This window comes from Rhizobium sp. PL01, assembly GCF_033447125.1.
Classification (GTDB): Bacteria; Pseudomonadota; Alphaproteobacteria; order Rhizobiales; family Rhizobiaceae; genus Pararhizobium.
Map to the genome: position 1 here is coordinate 37,695 of NZ_JAWQUM010000012.1, position 24,877 is coordinate 62,571.

A 24,877-nucleotide genomic window follows, 5' to 3' on the forward strand; every position below is an offset into this window, starting at 1 on the left:
GCGATGACCCTGACGATTTTCCTCGGCGCCCTGCTCGGCCCCATGGCACTTGGCGTACCGATTGCCTTCGCTCTGATCATCAGCGGTGTGGCATTGATGATGTATATGGGTATCTTCGATGCCCAGATCGTGGCCCAGAATGTCATGAACGGTGCCGACAGCTTTCCGCTGATGGCGGTGCCCTTCTTTCTTCTGGCCGGCGAAGTGATGAACACTGGCGGCCTGTCGCGCCGGATCGTCAATCTCGCCATGGCGCTGGTCGGCCATGTGCGGGGTGGACTGGGTTTCGTGGCGATCTTTGCAGCCTGCATTTTGTCCAGCCTGTCCGGCTCGGCGGTGGCGGATGCCGCAGCACTCGGCGCACTCCTCTACCCGATGATGCTGAAATCTGGCCATGATCCGGCCCGCACCGGCGGCCTTCTGGCTTCCGCCTCGGTCATCGGTCCAATCATCCCTCCGTCGATCGGCTTTATTCTCTACGGTGTTGTCGGCGGCGTCTCGATCACCAAGCTTTTCCTGGCCGGCATCGTGCCAGGCCTGCTGATCGCGCTGGCGCTTTGCGTCACCTGGCTGCTGGTGGCCCGCAAGGAACAGTTCGCGTTACCACCACGGGAAAGCGGCGCGGTCCGTCTGAAAGCATTCGTCGATGCCATCTGGGCGCTGATGTTGCCTGTCATCATCGTGTTCGGCTTGAAATTCGGCGTCTTTACGCCGACGGAAGCTGGCGTTGTTGCCGCCGTCTATTCACTGTTCGTCGCCATGGTCATCTACCGGGAATTGCCGCCGTCGCGGCTGTTTCAGGTCTTCGTGGCAGCGGCAAAGATCACCTCGATCGTGATGTTCCTCGTTGCCTGCGCCGCGGTCTCCGCCTGGCTGATCACCGTTGCGGATGTTCCCGGCGATCTCGTCGCATTGCTCGAGCCGCTGATGGACAACCAGACTTTGCTTTTGATCGCCATCATGGTGCTGATCGTGCTGGTCGGCACTGCCATGGATATGACGCCGACAATCCTGATCATGACGCCTGTGCTCATGCCGGTCATCAAGCAGGCCGGGATCGATCCGGTCTATTTCGGCGTGCTGTTCATCATCAACAATTCCATCGGCCTGATCACCCCGCCTGTTGGCACGGTGCTCAATGTCATCTGTGGCGTTTCCAAGCTGTCAATGGAGGATCTGATGAAGGGTGTCATGCCCTTCCTGATCGCCGAACTGATCGTGCTTTTCCTCCTCGTTCTCTTCCCGCAACTGGTGACCGCGCCGGTCGCCTGGTTCGGGCATTGAGGCGGAAGGGCGCTTTGAAAATCATTCAACAGGCCGGGAAAGACCGGCCAAAATCTGGGAGGAAAGCATGTTGAACAAGATGATCAAACTGGCATTGGGGCTTGCTCTGCCAGCGTTGCTGCTCGCAGGAACAGCTTCGGCTGAAATCCGTGAAACGACAGTGAAATTTGCGAGTGCCAACAACAAAGGCCACCCGCAGGTCACCGGCATGGAAAAGTTTGCAGAGATCGTCAAGGAAAAGAGCGGTGGCAAGATCGATGTAAAACTATTCCCGGGCGGCGTGCTCGGCGGTGACGTACAGACCGTCTCGGCGCTGCAGGGGGGCGTTGTCGAGATGCTGGTGCTCAACGCGGGTATTCTGTCCAGCAACGTCAAGGCGTTCGGCGCAGTCGACCTGCCGTTCCTGTTCAACAGCGGCGAAGAAGCCGACAAGATCATGGACGGCCCATTTGGCAAGAGCCTGTCCGACAAGCTGCCCGACACGGGTCTCGTTGGCCTTGCCTATTGGGAGCTGGGTTTCCGCAATCTCACCAACAACCGCCATCCGGTGGCCAAGCTTGAAGACATCAAGGGCCTGAAGATCCGCACTCTGCAATCGCCGATCCCGATAGAGCTGTTCAACGGCCTCGGCGCCAATGCTGTGCCGTTGCCGTATACGGAACTCTACACGGCGCTTGAGACCGGCACGGTTGATGGCCAGGAAAATCCGGCGGCCAACATCCTCAACGCCAAATTCTACGAAGTGCAGAAGTATATGACGGTGACCCGTCATCAGTACAATCCGCAGATCGTGCTGATCAGCAAAACCTTCTGGGACAAGCTGAACGATGAGGAAAAGGCCCTCCTCCAGTCCGCCGCGACCGAGGCGCGCGACTATCAGCGCAAGGTCTCGCGCGAGGTGGATGCCAAAGCCATGGCCGAGATCAAGGCGACCGGCATGGAAGTGACTGAGCTCAGCCCGGAAGAAACACAAAAGCTGCGTGATGCCGTCAAGCCGCTGGTTGACAAGTTCAGTGGCGAAATCGGCGCTGATACCGTCTCGCTGCTTTTCAAGGAGCTTGCAGCAGCCCGCGGCCAGTAATGCCCTCGCCGGCCCGCTTTGCGGTGGGCCGGCTCATCTTTTCTGACAAGCACGGAACCTGCTGCCATGGTCGACACATGTCTGAAACCCCTGAAAGCCGGATTGATCGGCGCGGGCATCCAGGCTTCGCTGACACCTGCGATGCACATGCAGGAAGGTGCAGCCCAAGGGTTTGCCTACGACTACGAACTAATCGACCTCAATCAGCGAGGCCTTTCCCCAGACAGCCTGCCCGATCTCCTGACGCAGGCTGAACAGCACGGCTTGAGTGGTCTCAACATCACTCATCCCTGCAAGCAACTGGTCATACCCTATCTCGATGAACTCTCCGATGAGGCACGCGCATTGGGCGCGGTGAACACCGTCGTCCTGAAGGGCGGCCGCCGATACGGCCACAACACCGACTGGTGGGGTTTCGCCGAGAGTTTTCGCCGTGGCTTACCGGGCGCAGATCTCGGCGCGGCAGTCCAGATCGGTGCCGGTGGTGCCGGTGTTGCCACGGCCTATGCCATCCTGTCGCTGGGGCTGAGGAGCCTCGCGGTTTTCGATCTGGACCAGCAACGGGCAACATATTTGGCGCAGGCTTTGTCCGCGCTATTCCCGGAGGCGACGATTACGGCACCTGGCGATTTGGCGTTGGCAATGCGATCCGCGGCCGGCCTGATCCACGCGACCCCGACCGGCATGGCGAGATATCCCGGTACTCCGCTTCCGCCGGAACTACTTTCACCCCGTCACTGGGTCGCCGAGATCGTCTATTTTCCGCTGGAAACCGAGCTTCTGAAGACCGCGAGGCAGCGCGGTTGCCGGGTTTTGAACGGCGGTGGCATGGCCGTCTTCCAGGCCGTCGGGGCCTTCTGCCTGTTTACCGGACGCGAGCCCGATGCCGGCCGGATGAAACAGCATTTCGACAGCCTGACATCCGGCAACCACTCAAGCGAGGTCTCGCAATGAAAACCTCCATCGCGACCGTATCGATCAGCGGCGAGCTCCCGGAAAAGCTCGCGGCGATTGCCAAGGCGGGCTTCGACGGCGTCGAGATTTTCGAGAACGATTTTCTGGCCTTCGATGGCAGTCCGGCGGATGTCGGCCGGATGGTCCGCGACCACGGTCTGGAGATCACGCTGTTTCAGCCGTTTCGCGATTTTGAAGGCATGCCGGAGCCGCATCGGACCCGCACCTTCGATCGCGCCGAGCGCAAGTTCGACATCATGCAACAGCTTGGTACCGATCTCGTGCTGGTCTGCTCCAATGTCTCACCGGTATCGCTGGGCGGTATCGACCGGGCTGCGGCAGACTTCCATGAACTGGGCGAACGGGCTGCCAAACGAGGCCTGCGGGTCGGCTATGAAGCACTGGCATGGGGACGCCACATTTTCGACCATCGCGATGCCTGGGAAATCGTCCGGCGCGCCGATCATGCCAGTATCGGCATCATCCTCGACAGCTTCCATACGCTGTCGCGCAAGATCGATATCAATTCGATCCGCTCAATCCCCAAGGAAAAGATCTTCATCGTCCAACTCGCGGACGCGCCGCTGATCGACATGGACCTGCTCTACTGGAGCCGCCACTTCCGCAACATGCCGGGCGAGGGCGACCTGCCGGTGACCGCCTTTACCAGCGCGATCGCCGAGACAGGGTACGACGGTTACTTCTCGCTGGAAATATTCAACGATCAGTTCCGAGGTGGTTCCGCGAAGGCGATTGCCGCTGACGGCTATCGCTCATTGATCACGTTGGGAGACCGCGTGCGCCGCAATCCGAATGCTTCAGGCCTTACTGTTGTCGAGATGCCGGAGCGTGCACCTGTGAAGGCTGTAGGCTTTGTAGAGTTCTCGGTCGATGACACGGACGCGACAGACCTGATCGCCCTTCTGCGCACACTGGGCTTCCGCAACACAGCCCGGCATAAGACCAAGCAGGTCAGCGTCTATAGCCAAGGCGACATCCGGCTGCTGGTCAACACCGAACGCGCCGGATTTGCCAATGCGTCCTATGCGGTGCACGGACCGTCGGCCTATGCGGTGACGCTTGTTGTCGATGATGCCGGCGAGGCCATGACCCGGGCCGTGGCACTGGGAGCGGAGCCCTTCAACCAACCGGTCGGAAGTGGTGAACTCGAAATCCCTGCTATTCGCGGCGTTGGCGGCGGATTGATTTATCTGCTCGACGAGAAGACCGATCTCGGCCGCATTTGGGATATCGATTTCGTACCGGTCGCAAATGAAGACAAAAGCCAGTCGGCGCATCTCTGCGCGATCGACCATATCGCCCAGACGGTCGCGTATGAAGAAATGCTGACCTGGCTTTTGTTCTATACCGCGATCTTCGAGACGCAGAAGACGCCGATGGTGGATATCATCGATCCTGCTGGCGTCGTGCGCAGCCAGGTGATCGAGAATGAAGCAGGCACTTTGCGCATCACGCTGAACGGCGCGGAAAACCGCCGCACGCTCGCCGGCCATTTCATTGCCGAAACCTTCGGCTCGGGCATCCAGCATCTGGCGTTCAGCACCGACGATATTTTTGCAACGGCGGACGTGTTGAAACAGAACGGCTTCCGCTCACTGCACATTTCGCCCAACTACTACGAGGATGTTGAAGCCCGCTTCGGCCTTGATCCCCAGTTAAGCGAGCGGCTGAAGGCGGGAAACATCCTCTACGACCGCGACGAACACGGCGAATTCTTCCAGCTTTACAGCGGCACCTATGGCGAAGGCTTCTTTTTCGAGATCGTCGAGCGGCGTGGCTATCGCGGCTACGGCGCTGCCAACGCCATCTTCCGTATCGCCGCTCTCAAGAAGCAGATTCGGCCGGAAGGCATGCCAGTCATTGCTCAAAAACGGTCAACATAGTGCGTCAGAAACGCGGCCCGTGATCACAGCATTTTTTTTAGTGCCCCGGCGTCGCTTCGATCCTGTCGCCTTTCCAGGCTTCGCTGCAGTAGCCGCCAAAAACCGTGCAAATTTTGAAGAACGGCCAGGATGGCTGGTGCGGCTGGTCAAAGCCGGTCGGAAATATTTTTCCGCGATATTTCCCGCGTCATCCGTCACTTTTTATTACCCTTGCCCGAAAACAAGTGACGGGACTTCTCCATAAGCAAACGCTAATTTTCTTATGTCGTTACTTTGGCTGAAACCAGAACGGCGTTTAAAGCAAAAGCGTTTTTGACTTTTATATTGGGGCCATTTCCGACGCTCATATTGCAAGACAATTTAAGGCCCGCCATCCGTCAGATGGCGGGCTCGTTGATTCACGGTCGTCTTTCCGCAAAGAGCGGTCAGCTCGGTGCTTCCACCGGCCCACCAGTCAGTTCTGTTCGCCGAAGCCCCGACGAACCGTTCCCAACCAACGCCCAAGGCGGTTTCAGCTCCCCGAGAACGGATTTTTAATCGCGATGCCTTAAACCCAAGCGAACAACGGGGAGCAACGGGTGCCGGGACGGATGGACATTGCGGCGAAACAGGCAATAGCACTTTCTATCGTCATCCCGTGTTACAATGAACGGGACGGCATCGCAGAATTGCACCGGCGTGTCACCGCGGTCTGTGAGGTACAAACCGGCTCGTCCTACGAGATCGTCCTTGTCATCGATGGCGCCATGGATGGGACGCGGGAAGCGATCTTCGACCTTGCCCGCAAAGATACCCATATCGTTGCGATCGACCTGTCGCGAAACTACGGTCACCAGATCGCGCTGAGCGCTGGGCTCGAGCTTTGCAGAGGCGAAAGGATACTTATCCTCGACGCCGATCTCCAAGATCCGCCAGAACTGCTAGGCCCGATGATGATGAAGATGGACGAAGGCTTTGACGTCGTCTATGGCCAGAGGCTGAAGCGCGCTGGCGAGAGCCTCTTCAAGAGAACGTCTGCATCGCTGTTCTACCGGCTACTGCGGCGAATGGTCGATATCGACATTGCGGCGGATACCGGCGATTTCCGCTTAATGAGCCGTCGTGCCGTCGATCATCTCAATGCCATGCCGGAGCGCTATCGTTTCATCCGCGGCATGGTCACCTGGATCGGTTTGAAGCAGACCGCCTTTCACTATCACCGGCAAGCCCGCTTTGCCGGTACGACACATTATCCGCTGCGCAAAATGGTCCTGCTGGCCGTGGATGCGATGACCAGCTTTTCGATCGCGCCGCTCCGCTTTGCCTCGCACCTTGGCATGATCTTCGGATTGATCGGCCTGGTGGCGCTGGTTTACACCATCGTCTCCTGGCTGGACGGCAACGTTATCCCCGGCTGGACGAGTTTGGCCGCAATCGTGCTCATCCTGGGCAGCGTCCAGCTGCTGGTACTGGGTATTTTTGGCGAATATCTCGGGCGCATGTACATGGAGACGAAAAGGCGGCCGCTTTACATCATCAATGAAATTGTATGCTGCGACACGGCTGCGGAGGGGGCTGATTTGCATGTACATCGCCTGCAGACCCTCGCCAGGGGAGCCGCCGGTGCTTGAGGCTGAGTTCGACAAGTTTGCCGACGAGTATGAGCAGGAGCACGCCGCCAGTATTCGGCTAAGCGGCGAGACGCCAGCTTTTTTTGCCCATTACAAAATCAACGACGTGGCTGCGGTTCTGCAGCGGCGCGGTAAGAAACCGTTGCGAATCCTCGATTTTGGCGCCGGTGTTGGTAACTCGCTGGGGCCAATGCGCGAAGCCTTCCCGGATAGCGAGATTGTTCTCCTTGATCCGTCGTCCCAATCCCTCGACATCGCCCGGACCCGTTTTCCGGGCCAGGCGCATTGCCAGCCTTTTGACGGCCAGACGATTCCCTACGGCGACAATCACTTCGACCTCGTCTTCACAGCATGCGTCTTCCACCATATTCCTGCGGAATTCCATGTCGGCCTTCTCGCCGAAATCGGCCGGGTGATGAAGCCGGGCGGGAGCTTTTTCTTGTTTGAGCACAATCCCTGGAATCCGCTGACACTGCATGCGGTCCGGAACTGCAGTTTCGACGAGAATGCCGTACTGATCAACGCCGGCCAGATGAAGAGCCGTATGGTCCAGGCGGGATTTTTCAACACCGAAACCGTCTATCGGCTCTTCTTTCCGCGCTTTCTCGCAAAATTGCGGCCACTGGAGCGCTACCTCGCCACTGTTCCAATGGGGGCTCAGTATTTTGTTCACGCGGTCAAACAGGCTCTTTGAAGCCAGGCGCCTCCTGCGGTTCGCTGCGGTCGGATTGCTCAACACCGCGCTTGGATACGCCATCATCCTGGCGGCACTCGCGGTTGGTTGCGGAGACATCCTCTCCAACATTCTTGGGTATGCCGGCGGGCTGGTGCTTGGTTTCACTCTCAACCGCCGCTGGACATTTGCAGATGCATCACTCCTGCGCAAAGGCACGATGCTGCGATACGCATTGAGTTTTGCGATTGCCTATGGGGCCAATTTGGCTGTTGTTTTCACAGCACTTTCCTTTGGCCTCACCAATAATCCGTGGGTTCATCTGGCCGGAATCTGCGTGTACTCGGTTCTCTTTTATCTCGCATCGTCGCGCTTCGTTTTCGTTCCCGCCCCGCTGCGCACCCCTTCCGACGACACTGCATTTTGAGAGTGGATCATGGCTGCAACTGAGATAACTTTCGAAAAGGCAATTCCGCAAAACATACCTGCCTTTGGCGATGAACAAGCGTCTATGGAGCAGAGCCGGCAGATCCGGTTGGTTATTTGCCTGTCGATGGTCCTGGCTGTCACCGCTCAGTTACTTCTGTATTCGTCGGAACTTTTGCTTGATCCCGACAATTGGTGGCAGGTGAAAGTGGGCCTGGACATCTTGGCAAACAGGATAATTCCGGTTGCCGATACCTATTCGCATACGTTTGCAGGCCAGCCATGGATTGCCAAGGAGTGGCTGGGCCAGGTGCTGCTGGCGTCGGGTTACAAGGCCTTCGGCTGGAGCGGCGTGATCGTCATAACGATCGCGGCAGCCGGCCTGACGACATTCATTCTGGCGTGGTATCTGAGCGCAGATCTAAAACCGATTATCGCTATCGCCGTTGTCATGGTGGTCACGTCTTTCGCCAGCGCCGTCTACAACGCCCGGCCGCTCATCTTCAGCCTTCCCATCGTCGTTTTGTGGACGGCGGTTCTGTTTCAAGCTGCCCGTGAACGCCGGGCACCCCCGTTCTGGCTTTTGGCCCTGATTGCGCTGTGGGCCAATCTGCACGGCACGTTTACCTTCGGCTTCGTGATCGCGGCGTTTGCCGGGTTGGACTTTTTGGAGCGCGCCCGCTTTACGCAACCACGAATTCTCGCCCAATGGATCGCCTTCGGTCTTCTATGCCCTTTGGTCACCCTGATCAATCCCTATGGCATACAGGCCATACTCGCGACCTTCACGGTCGCGTCCGGCAATGAAGCGGTCGCCCATATCAGCGAATGGAACCCCTTCAATGCCCGCACGGACATTTTGCCCGAAGTCCTGCTTCTGACCGTCGTCGCCGCCCTCTTGGTTACAAGAATTCGCATCCGTTGGACCTATGCAGCCTTCTTCATCTTCACGCTGCATCTGTTCCTGGCCTATTCGCGCTTCCAGTATCTCTGGCTTCTGCTGGTGCCTATCGTCCTGGCGGTCGACGTCGCGGAACAGTTTCCGCCCTTGTCGACGCGCAAGTGGATAGGACAATCCCGCGACGGACTTGAACGGGCCATCGTCAAACATTATCGGCAGATCACCGGTGTGATTTTGGTAAGCTGGTTTGCCGTCTGTGCAATCTTCCTCAATTTTTCGACAGTCGCTCCAAGCGACAAGACATCCGCATCGGGAGCACTCGCTTTTGCCCAGACGCAAGGTCTGTCGGGTAATGTGTTCAACAGCTACAATTTCGGGGGCACGCTGATTTTTCACGGAATCAAGACCTACATCGATGGCCGGACCGATCAGCTTTTCCTGAATGGCTTCATGAATGCGACGGCTGAAATGGGCACCGCTGCAGGCAAGCCCATTCTCCAAAAAACGATTGAAGAACACGACATCAAATGGGCACTCCTATTGCCGAATGACGCGCGGATTCCCTTTTTCAACGAGCTTTCCGGTTGGCACAAAGCGTATGGCGACGAATTTGCCGTCGTCTATATCAACGGCAATTGACGTCACTTAAATCCGGCTGAATACGCCGATGAGACATCACGCTATACCACGTTCATTTCACGAGTGATCTGACGTCGCCACCAGGTGCCCCGGCGACACTTCTCGATACTGGATCGGCACGACTTTGTAATCCGCCGGCCGCATCGGGCTTTTGATCTCGTCGTTGCCGATCTTGCCCTTTTCGCGGCGCCGGTCAGGATTGGGGATCGGCACGGCCGAGATGAGCTTTTTCGTATAGGCATGCTGCGGATTGCCGAAGACCGCAGCACGTGGGCCAATCTCGACGATTTCACCGAGATACATGACAGCGACGCGATGGCTGACGCGTTCGACGACGGCCATATCGTGGGAGATGAACAGGAAGGCGAGGTTGAGGCTTTGCTGCAAGTCAAGCAGCAGATTGATCACCTGTGCCTTGATCGAAACGTCGAGCGCCGAGACGCTCTCATCCGCGACAATCACCTTCGGATCGAGCGCCAATGCACGGGCGATGCAGATACGCTGGCGCTGGCCGCCGGAAAACTCGTGCGGATAACGCGACGCCATGTCAGCAGTCAGACCGACCTTGACCAGCAGATCGGCCACCAGATCCCGTGCCTGTTTCTCGGTTCCCATCTTGTGTTCCAGATAGGGTTCGGCGATCGCCGCCCCGATCCGCATGCGCGGGTTGAGGCTGGCAAACGGATCCTGAAAAATCATCTGGACGGTTTTGCGCATGTCGCGCATGCCGTTCTTGTCCAGCGTCAGGACTTCCGTGCCATCGACCCGGACGGAGCCCGCCTGTGGCTCGATCAGGCGCATGATGGCGCGGCCGGTGGTGGATTTGCCGCAACCGGATTCGCCCACCAGCGACAGGGTTTCGCCCGCGTGCAGATCGAACGAGACATTTTCGACCGCATGAACGCGGCTGGTCAGACGCCCGAACAGGCCGGAATGAATATCGAAACGCTTGGTAAGATTCCTGACTTCCAGCACTGGCCGCTTGCCGGACACTACGGTATCGATCGTTTCGACGGGGCTGTCGGACTTTCCGGTTGCCGCATCGACGATGGGAAAGCGCATCGGCCGGTCTTTGCCGTTCATCGAACCCAGCACCGGGACGGCGGACAGCAGAGCGCGCGTATAGGGATGATTGGCACGGAAAAAGATGTCGCTCGTCGGGCCGGTTTCCACCTGCTCGCCGCGATACATCACCACCGTCCGGTCGGCAATTTCGGCGACAACGCCCATATCGTGCGTGATGAAGAGAACGGAGGTTCCTTCCTCTTCCTGCAACGTCTTGATGAGATCGAGGATCTGTCCCTGGATGGTGACGTCAAGCGCCGTCGTCGGCTCATCGGCGATCAACAGTTTCGGCCGCGACGCCAGCGCCATGGCGATCATCACGCGCTGGCGCATGCCGCCGGAGAACCGGTGCGGGTATTCGTCGAAACGGGAAGCGGCCGCGGGAATGCGCACCTTTTCCAATAGCCGGATGGTTTCGGCCCGGGCATCGCGCTTACTGATCGCCGAGTGACAGAGCAGCGCCTCGGAAATCTGGTCGCCGATAGTGAAGAGCGGATTAAGGCTCGTCATCGGCTCCTGAAAGATCATCGCGACGTCGTTGCCACGCACCTTGCGCATCGCCGTTTCCGGCAGTTTTAGAATATCGCGTCCGTCAAGCATGACGCTGCCTTCGATACGGCTGGTATCGGCCTGAAGCAGACGCATGATCGACAGCGAGGTGACGCTCTTGCCGGAGCCGGATTCTCCGACGATCGCCACCGTTTCGCCGGGGGCGACCGCAACGGATACGTTGCGCACGACCGGTTTCCACTCCCCGTCGACCATGAACGATGTCGTCAGGTTCTCCACCGACAGCACGGGCTGCACGGGATCGATCTTCTGGGCGTGTGAACGGGCCATGGCGGAATCCTCTGTTGGGTTTCGAAGCGCTCGGATCAATCCGGCCAGCGCAAGGCGCCGTCGAAACGGTGCTTGCTGCGGTTTTCCAACGGCGTGGCGATGATCTCGTTCGAGGCTCTCGCCTTGTCGAGTTCTTCCGCAAGCCGGCGGGCAACGATCGTTTCCTGGCCTGGATGCAGGTTGCAGGGATCAAGATAGAAATAACGGTGTTCAACCTCATGATCGCGCACGATAATCGGCGGCGTGCCGCGCGCCAGCGCGTCGGCAAGATCCCAGGCGGTGATATGTGCCTCGGGCGCCGAAATGATGACGCGCATACGATCGAGCGGGTTGTTGGTCGGATCCGGTTCGATCAGCGCCTGAACGCCCGGACGGCCCTCCAGCATGTCGCGCCACAGATGCAGGTAGCCCGTTTCGCGGGCGCGGATACCGTCGTGATCACGCGTCTCCCAGGCTTCGAGTGCCGCCATCACGCCGAAGACACTCTCCTTGCCGACCTTCATGCCACGGCCGATGCCCATGTTCTGGAGAAAGGCGTTGCGAACCAGCTCCTTCTTGCCGGCGACGATGCCGGAGGTCGGTCCGCCAAGAAACTTGTGACCCGAATAGAGCACGATATCGGCGCCCTGTTCGAGGAAGATGCGCAGGTCATATTCCGATGCGGCGTCGACGATGACAGGCACGCCCTTGGCATGGGCGATGTCGGCAAATTCCTTGAGGCTCAATAGGCCGTAATCAACGACATGGTGCGAGATGACGTAGAGTGCCGCCGCCGTGTTTTCGGTGATCGCATTGTCCATGTGATACCGGTGGCACGAGGTTGCCTGACCGATCATCACCGTTTTACCACCCGCCAGCCGGACGGCCTGATCCACCGGCGCACCATAGCTGACGACATGCCCCATCTGCACCAGGATCTCTGTCTTCTGGGTGCTGACATCCGGCAGCTTTTCGATGGCCAGCAGGTCATTGCCGGTAATTGTACCTGCAACGGCCAGACTGATGCCCGCCGAGCAGGATGCCGTGACAAAACCGGCCTCACCGCCGGTCAGCCGCGCGATCACAGCGCTCGCCTTGCGCTGCAGATCGTTCATCTCAACGAATTGCGGCAGGATCGACGTCATCGCGGCAATAGCTTCCGGTACCACGATGGAGGCGCCGAGGCCAGTCATCGTCCCCGAAACGTTGATGACCGGACGCAGGCCAAGCGATGTGCGGATGTCTTCAATGGGCATTGTCTTCTCCAAAAATTCCGCTGTCACAATTCGAAGACGTTGTCTTCTGGCAGTCGACAGCTATGCCATAATAATGTAATAACGTCCCAAAATCACAATGTGAGCTTTTGTCTTGGATACCAAAACCCAGCCTGTTTCCACTGCCGCCGTTGACAATGCAAAGAGCGAAAAGCGCTCGCGCGTCAGCGGTATCGACCGCGCCCTGCAGGTGCTCGATTACCTCTATGAGACGGGTGCGCCGTCCGGGGCTTACGCTATCGCCAAGGCGATCGGAGCACCCTTGTCTACCGTCTACGTGATCATCGACGACCTCGTGGAGAAGAATCTCCTGACGCGCGATGCCGACAGCATGATCTGGCTTGGCGCGCGGCTTTATCATTACGGATTGGCCTACGCCCGTTCGCTCGATTTCATGAACGTCGCCACCCACGAGATGCACGATCTTTGCCGCCAGTCTGCAGAAACCGTTCAGGTGTGCGGCCGAGACGGCGATCATATGCTGGTGCTGGCGATGGCCGCAGGTCCCAGCCATTTTCAGGTCACGTCGCGGGTGGGAACCCGGGTGCCCCTGAACTGGACCGCGTCTGGCCGCCTTCTTGTCGGCCACCTGCCGGATGATGAGCGCATCGAGCTTTTCAAGCGCTGCGCCCGCTCGTCGCCCACCGGCCGCGCCGATGTGGACCCGGCAACCCTGGCCGCCGCGGCTGCGGACGCCATGCATGCCCGGCTTTCCATTCAGGCCGGTGAATCCGACTATGCCGTTGCCTGCATTGCCTCGCCGATCTGCGATCGCGACGGCCAGTGCGTTGCCACGATCTCGATCGTACTGCCCGAGCAGAAGGCTTTTTCCGACGAGACGCATTACACGTCCCATGTCCGCGCGTCGGCGGAGCGGATCGAAACCTTGATGGGCTGGCGCAGCCATTGACATGCCGGGTTGTTCCTTAGCCGTGAAGGGCGACGATCGCTTCGATCTCGACGGTGATGTTGCCTGGCAGAGACCCGAAGCCGACGGCCGAGCGCGCATGATGACCGGCGTCCGCAAAAACCGCGACGAAGAGGTCGGAGCAGCCATTGATCACGCTCGGATGATCTTCGAAATCGGGCTCCGCATTGACCATGCCGAGCAGCTTGACCACGCGCCGCACCCGCGCAAGGTCGCCCAGCGCATCCTGCAGCACCGCCAACAGATTGATGCCGGTCAGCCGTGCGTGCCCATAGGCATCGGTGACATTGACGCCACCAGTACCCACCTTGCCGGTGTGCATGAAGCCGTTGGCTTCACGCGGTCCCTGGCCGGAGAGATAGATCATATTGCCTTCGCGCACATGCGTCACGAAATTGGCGATCGGCGGCGGCGGCGGCGGCAACGTCAGGCCGAGTGAGGCCAGCCGCTCTGCGGGCGAGCCTGTCCTGCCGGCGGCGGTTGCTATGGAACTGTTCACGCGAACTCCTGTGTCCTGCAAAGACTGAAAATGGCCGGTTACCGGTAGGAATAGCCATGGCTGTGGCGCACGAGCTTACGGGCGCGGGGAATGTAGCGGCTGGCGGAAATCGCCTCGGCACCAATGACGGCATAGCGCGGCTCGAAGATGCGGTTGAGAACCGAGACGTCGCCATTCGAATCCGTCGCCTCGATATCGGAATCGACGAGATCGAAGATGGTGAAGTCGGCACGCTCACCAACGGCGAGACGGTTTTCCATCGACAGCTTGATGACGGAGGCCGGTGCCTGCGTGACCGCTTCCACCACCTTGTCGAACGGCATGCCGACCACCAGCAGTTTCGACATGGTCGTGGCCAGATCCCAGACCGGGAAATTCATCGAGTGATTGTGCAGATCGGTCGAGATCGAGAACGGCAGAAGGCCGCGCTTGATCGCCGCTTCCGCGACCTTGAACGAGAAGGATGCGCCGCCATGACCGATATCCAGCCGGATACCGTCGCCGGCACACCGCTCGGCCAGATCAAACAGATCCTCGTCTTCCATGATGCTCGAACCGGCCTTGCCGTTGAAGCAATGGGTAACGATATCGCCGGGGCCGAGGATTTCCAGAACCTCGTCATACAGCGCCGGCGGTTCGCCGACATGCACCATCATCGGGATCTTGAGAATCTTGGCGATCTTCTTGCCAAGCTTGACCGGTGTCACACCCCAGGAGCCGGTAATGACATGGCTCGCCCGCACCTTGATGCCGACGATATGCTCGCTGTTTTCGGCATAGACCTCCAGAATCCGGTCGAGGTTGATATCCTGAATGCTCCTCAGTTCCGCCACGCGATTGCAGGCGACGAGACCGATGGAACCGAGATTGATGAACGCCTTGATGCGTTCGCGGGATGGCTCGATAATATATTCACGGAAACCATGGAAATTGGCTTCACCGGCAGACCCCGCATCGACCATCGTCGTGACGCCACGTTCGGCGCCACATTCGGATGGGCGCAGCGAAATATCCGTGCCGCCGTGCCAGATGTGCACATGCAGATCGATCCAGCCGGGCGAGATCCACGCACCCTTGCCATCGATGCGCTTGACATCGCCAGATACCGCGAGCGACGGGCCGGTTTCGGCAATGCGGCCATCCGCATTGATGAGGATATCGATCAGGCCGTTGGGCGTACCGGCACCGAAAGCCATGGGTTTGACGTTGGCGAGAAGCACAGGCCCCTTCGCCTCATATCCGGAAGACATGATTCATAAGTCCTTTCGAAGTCTTGGATCGAGAAGATCGCGCAGTCCGTCGCCAACCATCTGCAGCGACAGCACGGAGAGAATGATGGCAAATCCCGGAAACAGCGTCATCCAGTCGGCCTGGCCGATATATTGGCGTCCGGCTGAGATCATCGTGCCCCAGGTGGGGATTTCCGGGCTGACCCCGAGGCCGAGGAACGACAGGCCTGCTTCCGCCAGCATGGCGCTGGCAAAGAGGAACGTGCCCTGCACGAGGATGGGCGACAGGAGGTTGCGCAGCACATGCCGGGTCATGATATGCCGGGTTGAAATACCCAGCGCACGGGACGCCTCGATATAAGGCAGCTCGCGGATCACAAGCGTGGACGCGCGGACGATACGCGCGAGGCGCGGCGCATAGACGATACTGAGCGCGATGATGACGGTGGTCAGCGATGGCCCGAGTGCGGCCACCAATGCGATGGCGAGAAGGATGTCCGGAAAAGCCATCATCGCGTCGATCAACCGGGCAATCGGTGCATCGAACTGCTTGAAGAACCCGGCAATCAGCCCGAGCGTCACACCGATAACAGCAGACAGCGTCACCACGGCAGCGCCGACCAGCAAGGACAGCCGCGCCGAATAGATCGTCCGCGAAAACACGTCGCGGCCAAACTCATCCGTGCCAAAGATGAAGGTGCCACTCGGCGGCTTCAACCGGTTGATGATCGACAGTTTCGACGGCGAATAGGGTGCGATCAGCGGTGCGAAAATTGCCAAAAGCACAAAGACCGTCAGAACAATCAGCCCGAATGCCACCGTCTTGCGCTTCAAAAGCCGCTGGATGAACTTGCTGCGCTCGCTGAGCGCCGGTTTGGAGACGATTGCTGTCATCAGTAACGCACCCTCGGATCGACCAGCAGATAGAGCATGTCGATTGCAAAATTGATCAGGACGTAGAGCGCAGCGATGACCAGCAATGCCCCCTGAATGACCGGATAATCGCGCCTAAGCACGGCAGATACCACCAGATTGCCGATGCCCGGCAAACCGAACACGGTTTCGGTCACTACCGCTCCGGAGACAAGAACCGCTGCCGTCAGGCCGATGACGGTGAGGATCGGGATCAGCGCGTTCTTCAAGGCATGCTTGAGGATGACACGGCGCTCGATCAGGCCCTTGGCACGGGCAGTCCGGATATAGTCATCGCCGAGAACGTCGAGCATCGACGCACGGGTAAATCGCAGCACCAGCGCCGAAGAGACGATCCCGAGTGCAAAGGCGGGTAATACCAGATGATACATCCGCTCCGTAAAGGTCGACCCCGGTCCGCCATAACCGGATACCGGAAACAGATCGAAACGGACGGCAAAGACCTGCATCATGATGAGGCCCAGCCAGAAGCTCGGAATACTGGCTGCCAGCATCGCCAGCGCCGTCGCTGCCTGGTCGAAAATCGAACCACGGCGGTAGGCTGCGTAGATGCCGATCGGCAGAGCGATGGCGCTGGCGATCAGCAGCGAGAACAGCGTCAGGAAAAAGGTTGGTTCAGCCCGGTCGAGCAGGGCCGAAGTCACGGGCATATTGAGGAAGATCGACTGACCGAGATCCCCCTTCAGCAACTGCCCCATATAATAGAGGTATTGAACGCCGAGCGAACGGTCGAGGCCGAGCTGTGTGCGCAAATCCGCGATATCCTGGGCCGTGGCGTCCGGCCCGAGCATGACCGCAGCCGGATCGCCGGGCGTAACACGCACGATCACGAAGACGATCGTGACGACGAGAAACATCACGACGATCATGCCGAAGAGGCGCTGGAAAATGTACCGTATCATGAAAGCCTGATCCTTATGCCCCGGGAGCCCGCAGGTCCGGAACGGACACCGGCCCTGATGAGCCGGTGTCTTCGATTACCGAACGATCATTTCGCGATCGATGCGTTCCAGAAATACGGCCACGGAGCCGGATCGACACCTTCGAGCTTGGTCGACTTGGCGGCGACCGCATTGAAGTTGCCGATCTTCATGAAGGCGACATCGTCATAGATTGCCTTCTGGACATCAGCGAACAGCGCAACGCGCTTGTCGGGATCGACTTCCGCCGTGAAGGCGTCCACTACCGCCTTGCGGGCAGGCGTATCCCACCAGCCCGGCGAGCTGGTCGAGAGCGAACCGATCAGAGCCGGTTCCGGCAGGAAGGGGCTATGGGTGATGTAGATGTCCCACAGCTTCGGATCGGCGCGGCGCTGGGTCAGCGTTGCCCAATCAACAACCTGCATATCGACGGTAAAGCCCGCAAGCTTCAGATATTCCGCAGCAACCTGCGCCATCTTGTAGTGAAACTCATACTGGCGGCTGGTCAAAATCCGCAGTGGCTCGCCATTGTAACCGGCCGCCTTCAACGCCGTCGCAGCTCCTTCCGGATCCGCAACATTATAGGCGCCGTCTGTGCCCGCTTCGGTATGCCAAGAATAGGCCTCCGGATAGATTGCACCGTCAAGCGAGAAGAAATCCGGGCTGCCGAATGCGGCCGCCATCATGTCTTCCATGCTCAGCGCCTGGCGGATAGCCTTGCGTACAGCGACGTTCTTGCTCACACCTTCAGCCGTATTGAAGACGAAGACAGGATAACCGAACGGCTTCAGCATCATTGGCTGCGTCGCAGTCGAAGCCTTGATTTTATCGAAAGATTCGACCGGGATGGAATCCACGTAGTCATACTGGCCGGAGACCGCCGCTTCGACGCGTGTGTTCGGATCCGGAACCGGCACGAAGCGGATTTCATCGAGATACTGATGGCGGGCGCCGCCATAACCATCGCTCTCGCCGTCGCGCGACTTGTAACCATCAAACCGGGTCAGCTGGATATACTGGTCGGCCTTGCGCTCTTTCAGCATGTAAGGACCGGTACCGATGAAGTCCTTCATCACATCATCCTGCTTTTCAGACGGAATGATGATGGCAGCGGAATTGTTGAACGCGAGCAGCGAGGCCAGCGGTGCATAGGGCTGCGTCAAGTTGATCTTGACGGTTGCCGGATCGACCGCCTCAATGGAGGTGATGAAGCCTGCTGCCTGCTTGCCGCGCGATGCAATCTTCTCCCAGCGCTGAAGCGAGGCGACGACATCGTCGGATGTCATGTCTGTATTGTCGTGAAACTTGATGCCGGTGCGCAGCTTGATCGTATATGTTTTGCCATCGGCGCTGATCTCAGGCAGGCTTTCGGCCAGAAGCGGAGTGACTTTCCAGTTCTTGTCGAACGTGTAGAGCGTCTCGAAAATGTGCTGTGTGACGATGCCGACGAGATCGGCCGTTGATGACATGGGGTCGAGCGTTGGCGGCTCCCCGATCGTGGCGACGTTGACGATGCCGCCCTTCTCCTGTGCAAACAGGCTGGAAGGAAGGACTGTCAGTGCCGTTCCGAGTAATAGCGCGGTGATCGTTTTCATGCTGGAGCTCCCATTTGTTCCATTATTATGTTATATGTATTCTTATAACAGAATAATGGGCACTCAGTTTCTGTCAATAGGAAAATGTAGCGGCGAGGGATGACCATCGAGCCGACCGGCATTCTGCCTTGCCGGCACTGATCGCAGGCGAGTGTCGGCTAGAAAACATCGGATGAACGGCGCCTGCCGGGGATACTGGGCTTCGTGCGGGTTCTGGCCCTCGAAATAACGCCTTGCAACACAACCCCGGAGAATAAATCGTTCGGACGGATACTCATAGTTTATAGCCCGCCACGGCGACTGGCCTTTACGGTAAAGCTGCACCTTTGCCCGCAACTTTCCGTTACACGATAAGAATCGAAGGCTCTTTTCCCAATCCCAACGCGTTGCCGCCAAACACTTCGGGGGGAAAGGTAGGTTGTTTGGCACAACCGGAAATTACGCATTCTGTGACCAGCGATGGCAAGCCGCTTGCCAACGCAAAACGACGCGCCGATCTGGCTTTCACGTGGTTTGGGAATGGAATTGTGGCAGGTCGGTCGGGCAGCTGATCCCGCCTCGCCCCAACCAGCCGAGTGCCGCAAACGACAAAAACATCGTCCACGGTGATAGCGGACCCACGGCACGCTGACCGGAGGCACTGAGATGCCGTGACTAAACCCGCTTAAAACCGATAGCCGAGAACCAACAAACTTGAGGGCTGGAGGGTTTGCTTGACGACGGGGCTGTCAGCGGCGTCGCCAAGGAGGACGCCCAGCTTCTGCTCACCGCGCAGTGTCCAGTTGTCGTTGATAAGATACGTCGCAGAGACTGAAAGATCGATACTCTTTACCCCGGCACCGGCTTTGTAGGTCCTGTAGCCCGAGCCGGCGGCCTGACCTGCGTCGATACCGAAATAAGCCTCCATATAACTCTTGTCCGCAAACGTCGCGGATGCCCCGGCGCCAAGAATGATGGTTTCAGTGACGGGTTGCGTGATTTCGACACCAGCTTTACCAACAAGGCCATCGCTTCCGCCGATCATCTTGTCGACCGAAATGAAGAAGGTGGCGGGGCCGTAGTTCAGGCTGGCCTTACCGCCAATCGTGGCCGCAGCATCGATATCACCGAGACCGCGCAGATCGTCCGAGTCATCCTCTGAACGGCCCAAATCGTAGCCGACATTGACACCCAGCTCAAAGGGTCCCTGTTCATAGGCCTTCAACCCGATGCCAGATGGATCGATGGTTAACCGGTCGAAAAGTGTCGCCGAGACGAAAGGGAGCGGCGAAATTTCCATTTCGCTGCTTCCTTCGTATTTCGGCTGGTACATGACGCCGGCACCGATAACCACCTCCCAGTCATGGAGCTTTTGAACGATTGGTCCGAAGCGGTCTGGAATGGGTGTGGCCGCCGCCATGGTGTCACCGCCAACCGGGAGGTCTCCGGCATATCCGGATGCCGGTGTGATCAGCGCCGATAGAAGAGCTATCGGGAGCAGGCCATGGAGCCTGGACGTCAAGAGAAGGTCGTAAGGCATGAAATCTCCGGTTCCTACCTTCGGCCCATGCGAATAGGTCAGCGCCGAAGCAGCGGTTTTCGCTGTCTTCTTTTGCCACGCTGGAAATGGCTGCAATGTTGGATAATGTTGCGGCATGTTTCACGCCGCCCGGCATCGGCGCGATCCCGCAACAAATCTTAACATTCGCACAGGTCAAAAACCGGGACAGCCATGCTAGTTCAATCGATCGGTCAAAGAGAGCGGGGCAGGATGCACGGGGAGAGAAGTCGAGTTTTGCCGGACACATCCCGAATTCTGATCGTCGAGGACGATGCCCAGATCGCGGGAATGCTGCGGGATAGTCTGAACGAAAGCGGCATGGTAGCCGAGATCGCCGCAGATGGAGTGGCGATGGATGCCCGGATGCGGGCCACAAACTTCGATCTGGTCATTCTGGATGTCATGCTGCCGGGGGAAACCGGCTTGAGCCTGTGCCGCCGCCTGCGCGTCACCACGAACATTCCCATTCTCATGCTGACGGCGGCCGATGGTGAAATCGACCGCATCGTCGGCCTTGAGATCGGTGCCGACGACTACGTCACCAAGCCTTTCAACCTGCGCGAACTGATCGCCCGCATCCGCGGCCTTCTCCGGCGCTCGGCGCTGCCGCCGCTGAATGGTCCCCGGCAAAGACTGCTGCGCTTCGATGGCTGGCGTCTCGATCCATTGCGGCGGCAAGTGCATAATCCCAGCGACGCCCGCGTGGCGATGACAACGCACGAATTCGATCTGCTGCTGGCATTCTGCCGGAACCCAGGCCGCGTCTTGACGCGAGAACAATTGCTCGGGGTAACACATGCTGGGCTTGCCGGACCAATCGAACGCAGCATCGATGTTCACATCAGCCGCCTCCGGCAAAAGATCGAGGTGGATGCGCGCGACCCCGTACTCGTCAAAACAGTCCGGCTCGGCGGCTATATTTTCACGGCAGCGGTCGAAGAGATATGAGGTTGAACCGTTTCTTCCCCGGCACCATCCGCGGCCAAATTACCTTCATCATCATTGCGGCCTTGCTAACGGTGATTGTCGCGGGGCGTGCATTGGAGCGCTGGGCAAGAAGCGACGCCGGCGCACCGAACATGGAAACCATCACCGAGCGGGTCGATACCATTGCGCAGCTTTTGAGATTCTCCAATCCGCAGGAGCGGAATGCCATCCTTGCCAACGCCGGCCGGGCAGGCTGGAAACTCTCGCTTGAGCCGGCTTCGGTCAGCGAACGTTTTACGGAATCGCCCGAGGTCGGCGGCGTTGCTGCATCCATCGTCGAATGGCTATTCCCAACCGATGGCGTAACGCAGCCCATTGGAGGTTGGCGTACATTTCTCAACGGCGAGAGGGTCCTCGCATTAAAAGTCGACGAGACCACGCTTCTCGTTCTCAGCGGCATTCCGGACGCCATTCTGACCAGCGCGACCGTCAGCCAGGGATCCTACTACATCGTTGCCATCGTCGTGCTGGTGCTGTTCTTCTTCCTCTTTGCCATCAAGACAATTACCGAGCCGATCAAGCGGATTTCCCAGGCCGCCAACGAGGCCGACATTGCAAATAGTTCCCAGATTTTTAGTGAGCACGGTTCTGTCGAAATCGTGGCGCTTTCGCGGGCACTCAACGGTATGCGAAGCCGCATCCGGGTGATGGTCGAATCGCGAACGCGCATGTTGCGGGGAATTGGTCATGATCTGAGGACCCCTCTCACTCGGTTGCGTCTGCGCGCCGAACGCCTCGAAGAAGGGCCACTGCGCGAGGCGTTGCTGGCGGATGTGGTTCGCATTGATCGCCTGCTCGCCGAAAGCCTGAATTATATCAAGGACGACTATGCGATTGAACCGATGCAAAAGGCCGATATCGTCAGCATCCTGCAAACCGTTTGCGCCGAGTTTACCGATATTGGCTTCCAGGTCCGCTATACCGGACCGGATAGAATGATCGCTCTTTGCAAGCCGCTGGCGATCATGCGCGCAATCACCAATCTCTGCGACAACGGCGTCAAGTTCGCTGACCACGTCACGGTTCGCCTGACGGAAACAAAAGCGGACTATGAAATTACCGTGTCGGACGATGGTCCGGGTATCCCCAGCGAACTGCGAGTGCGGGTATTGGAACCCTTTTTCAAGGTGGACCACGCCCGGGTGGAAGGGAAGGCAGGCTTCGGGCTTGGTCTCTCCATCGTCGCCGATATCGTTCAGGCCCATCACGGTCTGTTGGAGCTGTCCGATGCCAGGCCCACAGGCCTGACCGTCAAGATACTCACTCCAAAAACCCTTCTTTTGGCGGTGTGACGACGCCTGTCTGCGCGCATGGTTTAAAACGGCGGCGTACTCTTTAACGACCGGCTGCCCTGGCGGTTGACCGGATCATTGCAATGTCCTCGCGCATGAACGGCGCTGCATCTCTTGACGGCGTCGTTCCAAACTCCCGCGCATATTGATGGCCCGAATAATTTGCTGCCGCGATCAATCCGGGCGCCAGACAGTCGCCGATGCGGGTCACGGATTGTATCCCCGCATCTGCCCATTCGTTGCGGCGAGCAATCATCTCCAGCCAGAGGCTTTCATCGGGAAGACGGGCCGTGACCGGGACAAGCGTGGCACAATCGATCCAGCGGGTTTTTCCACTATAGATGCAGGCCAGTTCAACGCTTTCGGCCGTGCGGCCGGCAAGACAGTGGGCAGTGATGATCGTCACATCCAGATCGATCAGCCGCCGCTGGATCCGGGCCTGTTCCAATGTATGGTTGCTCCAGGGTGCGACCTGAGCCTCTGGCGTCACAAACGTCACTTTCCGGCCGGATGCTGCCAAAAGTTCGGCCAGCACGCTGCCCATGTAGAAGCAGTCGTCGTCAAAAATGACGACCGGACCGTCCACCGGGACAGCCTTCGCTCCATCGGTCAGCAAGGCATCCGGGGATACGGTCACGCCCGCCTGCAGATACTCCAGCGGCAGACAGTGGGTGCGGCCGACACCATCCGAGCGCCAATGCGAGCCGGTGGCGATGGCAATATGAGGGATGCCATATTGCAGGATATCGTCGGCGCTGAGAGGGCTTTGCAGATATATCTGCGCATTCTGGTAGGTCTTCAATTGCCCGACCCGCCAGTCGCGCACCCGCGCCCATGTTGCGAGCCCCGGTAGCCTGCTTTCGCGGCTGACCCTGCCGCCCCATTCGCGGCCTGCCTCAGCAACCGTTACATCCAGTCCGCGTTGCGCCAACGCACGCGCTGCCTCAAGCCCTGCCGGTCCGCCGCCGACGATGAGCACAGCATCCGCAGTTTCGGCCGCCGCGATCCTTTCCGGGTGCCAGCCCTTGCGCCATTCTTCGCCCACCGTCGGATTCTGCGTGCAGCGCATGGGAACGGAGGTGTTGTCGCCGGAGGTGCAGATATTGCAGCCAATGCACTCGCGGATATCGTCGATGCGGCCTTCCTCGATTTTCACCGGCAGGAACGGATCGGCGATGGAGGGTCGCGCCGCGCCGATGAAATCCATGATGCCTTGCTTGATCACCCGCGCCATGCTGTCCGGCGAGGTGTAGCGGCCAACGCCGACGACAGGCTTGGTGGTCACCGATTTGACAAAGCGGATATAGGGCTCCTGAAACCCTTCCTCGGAAAATCTGGATGTCTGGCTGTCGTTCGACCAGTTCGACAGATTGACATCCCAGAGGTCGGGCACCTCGGCCAGCGCCTCGATAATGTCGCGTCCTTCACCCTCGCAGGTGATGCCGGAAGGGCCAAGCAACTCGTCGACAGCGAGGCGGACGGCAAGCGCGCAGGTGTCGCCAACGACGTCCCGTGCATCGCCGAGAATTTCTCTAAACAGCCGCAGCCGGTTCTCGAACGAGCCGCCATATTCATCCGTCCGATGGTTGTGCCGCCGCGACAGGAAATGCTGGATCACACTCATGTCGTGGCCGGAATAGATGTAGATGATGTCGAAGCCGGCCTGTTTGGCGCGAATGGCGGCGTTGCGGTACCAGCGGCGCATATCGGCGATATCGGACTTGTCCATGGACCGCGCCTGAACCGGATCCAGCCCGTCACCGACGACATGCGACGGGGCAAGCGGGATCATGCGGCTGAAGCGGTTGGCGACGTGAAGACCGTTGTGAACCAGCTGGATCGCCGCCAGGCTCCCATGCGCGTGGATCTTGTCGGCAACCATCGACAGCGCGCCAATATCGTCGTCATCCCACAGCCGGGCCTCGTTCGCCGGCGTCAGGTCCGAGGTTGGGTGGATTTCGGCCTCCTGTGTCGAAATGACAGCCCAGCCGCCTTCCGCCTTGATCCCGCGCATATGGGCCTCGGCATTGGGATAGCGATAACCCATGCCGGAACAGTGGGGGACCTGATAGAAGCGGTTGCGTGCCGTCAAAGGTCCGATTTTCACCGGTTCGAAGAGCACGTCGTAGCGGGGATCTCTCGTCATCGGCTGGTCCTCGTCCACTCTGCTATTGTTGCTGCCGCCACGTTTGGCCAGACAGCCTGTCAGTGGCAGGATAGCGGGCTTCAGCCATCTTGCAAGCCAAATTATACAGTCATATAATTACCCTTTATAGCATTGAAACTATTTAATATTACCAGATATTATTCAGATTTTTACCTTG

The 24,877-nt window shown here is 58.8% G+C and carries 20 protein-coding genes; 11 read left to right on the plus strand and 9 right to left on the minus strand.

The window, feature by feature from the left end:
* Positions 1-3: 3 nt before the first annotated feature.
* The 8 genes from R6X40_RS24835 (at position 4) to R6X40_RS24870 (ending at position 9,472) form a co-directional block, all read left to right on the plus strand.
* Positions 4-1,284: a TRAP transporter large permease subunit gene (locus tag R6X40_RS24835; RefSeq protein WP_318417059.1), complete on the plus strand. Its 1,281-nt coding sequence runs from the start codon at positions 4-6 to the stop codon at positions 1,282-1,284.
* 67 nt (positions 1,285-1,351) lie between these two features.
* On the plus strand, positions 1,352-2,365 hold the full coding sequence (locus R6X40_RS24840) for a TRAP transporter substrate-binding protein (protein ID WP_318417060.1): 1,014 nt from the start codon (positions 1,352-1,354) through the stop codon (positions 2,363-2,365).
* A 66-nt stretch (positions 2,366-2,431) separates the two neighbouring features.
* Positions 2,432-3,319, plus strand: coding sequence for a shikimate dehydrogenase (locus R6X40_RS24845; protein WP_318417061.1), 888 nt, complete (start codon positions 2,432-2,434; stop codon positions 3,317-3,319).
* Positions 3,316-5,223 carry a bifunctional sugar phosphate isomerase/epimerase/4-hydroxyphenylpyruvate dioxygenase family protein gene (locus tag R6X40_RS24850; RefSeq protein ID WP_318417062.1) on the plus strand — a complete coding sequence of 636 codons (1,908 nt, stop codon included), beginning with the start codon at positions 3,316-3,318 and terminating at the stop codon, positions 5,221-5,223. The genes R6X40_RS24845 and R6X40_RS24850 overlap by 4 nt, the downstream gene beginning before the upstream one ends.
* A 590-nt stretch (positions 5,224-5,813) precedes the next feature.
* Positions 5,814-6,833 (plus strand): glycosyltransferase family 2 protein, encoded by a 1,020-nt coding sequence (locus R6X40_RS24855; protein ID WP_318417329.1) that lies wholly within the window; start codon positions 5,814-5,816, stop codon positions 6,831-6,833.
* Positions 6,826-7,527, plus strand: a complete 702-nt coding sequence (locus tag R6X40_RS24860) for a class I SAM-dependent methyltransferase (RefSeq protein WP_318417064.1) — start codon at positions 6,826-6,828, stop codon at positions 7,525-7,527. Before R6X40_RS24855 ends, R6X40_RS24860 begins: the two co-directional genes overlap by 8 nt.
* Positions 7,499-7,933, plus strand: a complete 435-nt coding sequence (locus tag R6X40_RS24865; protein WP_318417065.1) for a GtrA family protein — start codon at positions 7,499-7,501, stop codon at positions 7,931-7,933. Before R6X40_RS24860 ends, R6X40_RS24865 begins: the two co-directional genes overlap by 29 nt.
* Positions 7,934-8,155: 222 nt before the next feature.
* Entirely contained in the window at positions 8,156-9,472 is a 1,317-nt protein-coding gene (locus R6X40_RS24870; RefSeq protein WP_318417066.1) for a hypothetical protein, read from the plus strand.
* 57 nt (positions 9,473-9,529) lie between these two features.
* Here R6X40_RS24870 and R6X40_RS24875 read toward each other — a convergent pair whose 3' ends face one another.
* Both R6X40_RS24875 and R6X40_RS24880 read right to left on the minus strand, forming a co-directional pair.
* Complete coding sequence (locus tag R6X40_RS24875; RefSeq protein WP_318417068.1) at positions 9,530-11,377, minus strand: ABC transporter ATP-binding protein; 1,848 nt, start codon at positions 11,375-11,377, stop codon at positions 9,530-9,532.
* Positions 11,378-11,412: 35 nt separating this feature from the next.
* Complete coding sequence (locus tag R6X40_RS24880; protein ID WP_318417070.1) at positions 11,413-12,612, minus strand: aminotransferase class V-fold PLP-dependent enzyme; 1,200 nt, start codon at positions 12,610-12,612, stop codon at positions 11,413-11,415.
* Positions 12,613-12,724: 112 nt separating this feature from the next.
* Between R6X40_RS24880 and R6X40_RS24885 the strand changes: the two genes are divergently transcribed.
* Complete coding sequence (locus R6X40_RS24885) at positions 12,725-13,540, plus strand: IclR family transcriptional regulator (RefSeq protein WP_318417071.1); 816 nt, start codon at positions 12,725-12,727, stop codon at positions 13,538-13,540.
* 16 nt (positions 13,541-13,556) lie between these two features.
* Here the strand turns inward: R6X40_RS24885 and R6X40_RS24890 are convergent, their stop codons facing one another.
* The 6 genes from R6X40_RS24890 to R6X40_RS24915 all read right to left on the minus strand — a co-directional run bounded on the left by R6X40_RS24890 (position 13,557) and on the right by R6X40_RS24915 (position 20,133).
* Positions 13,557-14,057 (minus strand): RidA family protein, encoded by a 501-nt coding sequence (locus tag R6X40_RS24890; protein WP_318417073.1) that lies wholly within the window; start codon positions 14,055-14,057, stop codon positions 13,557-13,559.
* A gap of 38 nt (positions 14,058-14,095) precedes the next feature.
* Positions 14,096-15,307, minus strand: coding sequence for an amidohydrolase/deacetylase family metallohydrolase (locus tag R6X40_RS24895; protein ID WP_318417074.1), 1,212 nt, complete (start codon positions 15,305-15,307; stop codon positions 14,096-14,098).
* A 3-nt stretch (positions 15,308-15,310) separates the two neighbouring features.
* Entirely contained in the window at positions 15,311-16,180 is an 870-nt protein-coding gene (locus R6X40_RS24900) for an ABC transporter permease (protein ID WP_318417075.1), read from the minus strand.
* On the minus strand, positions 16,180-17,121 hold the full coding sequence (locus tag R6X40_RS24905; protein WP_318417076.1) for an ABC transporter permease: 942 nt from the start codon (positions 17,119-17,121) through the stop codon (positions 16,180-16,182). Before R6X40_RS24905 ends, R6X40_RS24900 begins: the two co-directional genes overlap by 1 nt.
* 86 nt (positions 17,122-17,207) lie before the next feature.
* On the minus strand, positions 17,208-18,734 hold the full coding sequence (locus R6X40_RS24910) for an ABC transporter substrate-binding protein (protein WP_318417077.1): 1,527 nt from the start codon (positions 18,732-18,734) through the stop codon (positions 17,208-17,210).
* A 664-nt stretch (positions 18,735-19,398) separates the two neighbouring features.
* The gene (locus tag R6X40_RS24915; protein ID WP_318417079.1) at positions 19,399-20,133 is read right to left on the minus strand and encodes a MipA/OmpV family protein; all 735 of its coding nucleotides are present in this window, start codon (positions 20,131-20,133) and stop codon (positions 19,399-19,401) included.
* Between the two features lie 351 nt (positions 20,134-20,484).
* Between R6X40_RS24915 and R6X40_RS24920 the strand changes: the two genes are divergently transcribed.
* Both R6X40_RS24920 and R6X40_RS24925 read left to right on the plus strand, forming a co-directional pair.
* Positions 20,485-21,222 carry a response regulator transcription factor gene (locus R6X40_RS24920; protein WP_318417081.1) on the plus strand — a complete coding sequence of 246 codons (738 nt, stop codon included), beginning with the start codon at positions 20,485-20,487 and terminating at the stop codon, positions 21,220-21,222.
* Positions 21,219-22,553 carry an ATP-binding protein gene (locus tag R6X40_RS24925; RefSeq protein ID WP_318417083.1) on the plus strand — a complete coding sequence of 445 codons (1,335 nt, stop codon included), beginning with the start codon at positions 21,219-21,221 and terminating at the stop codon, positions 22,551-22,553. Before R6X40_RS24920 ends, R6X40_RS24925 begins: the two co-directional genes overlap by 4 nt.
* Before the next feature lie 43 nt (positions 22,554-22,596).
* Here R6X40_RS24925 and R6X40_RS24930 read toward each other — a convergent pair whose 3' ends face one another.
* Positions 22,597-24,699, minus strand: a complete 2,103-nt coding sequence (locus R6X40_RS24930; RefSeq protein WP_318417084.1) for an FAD-dependent oxidoreductase — start codon at positions 24,697-24,699, stop codon at positions 22,597-22,599.
* Positions 24,700-24,877: the final 178 nt, after the last annotated feature.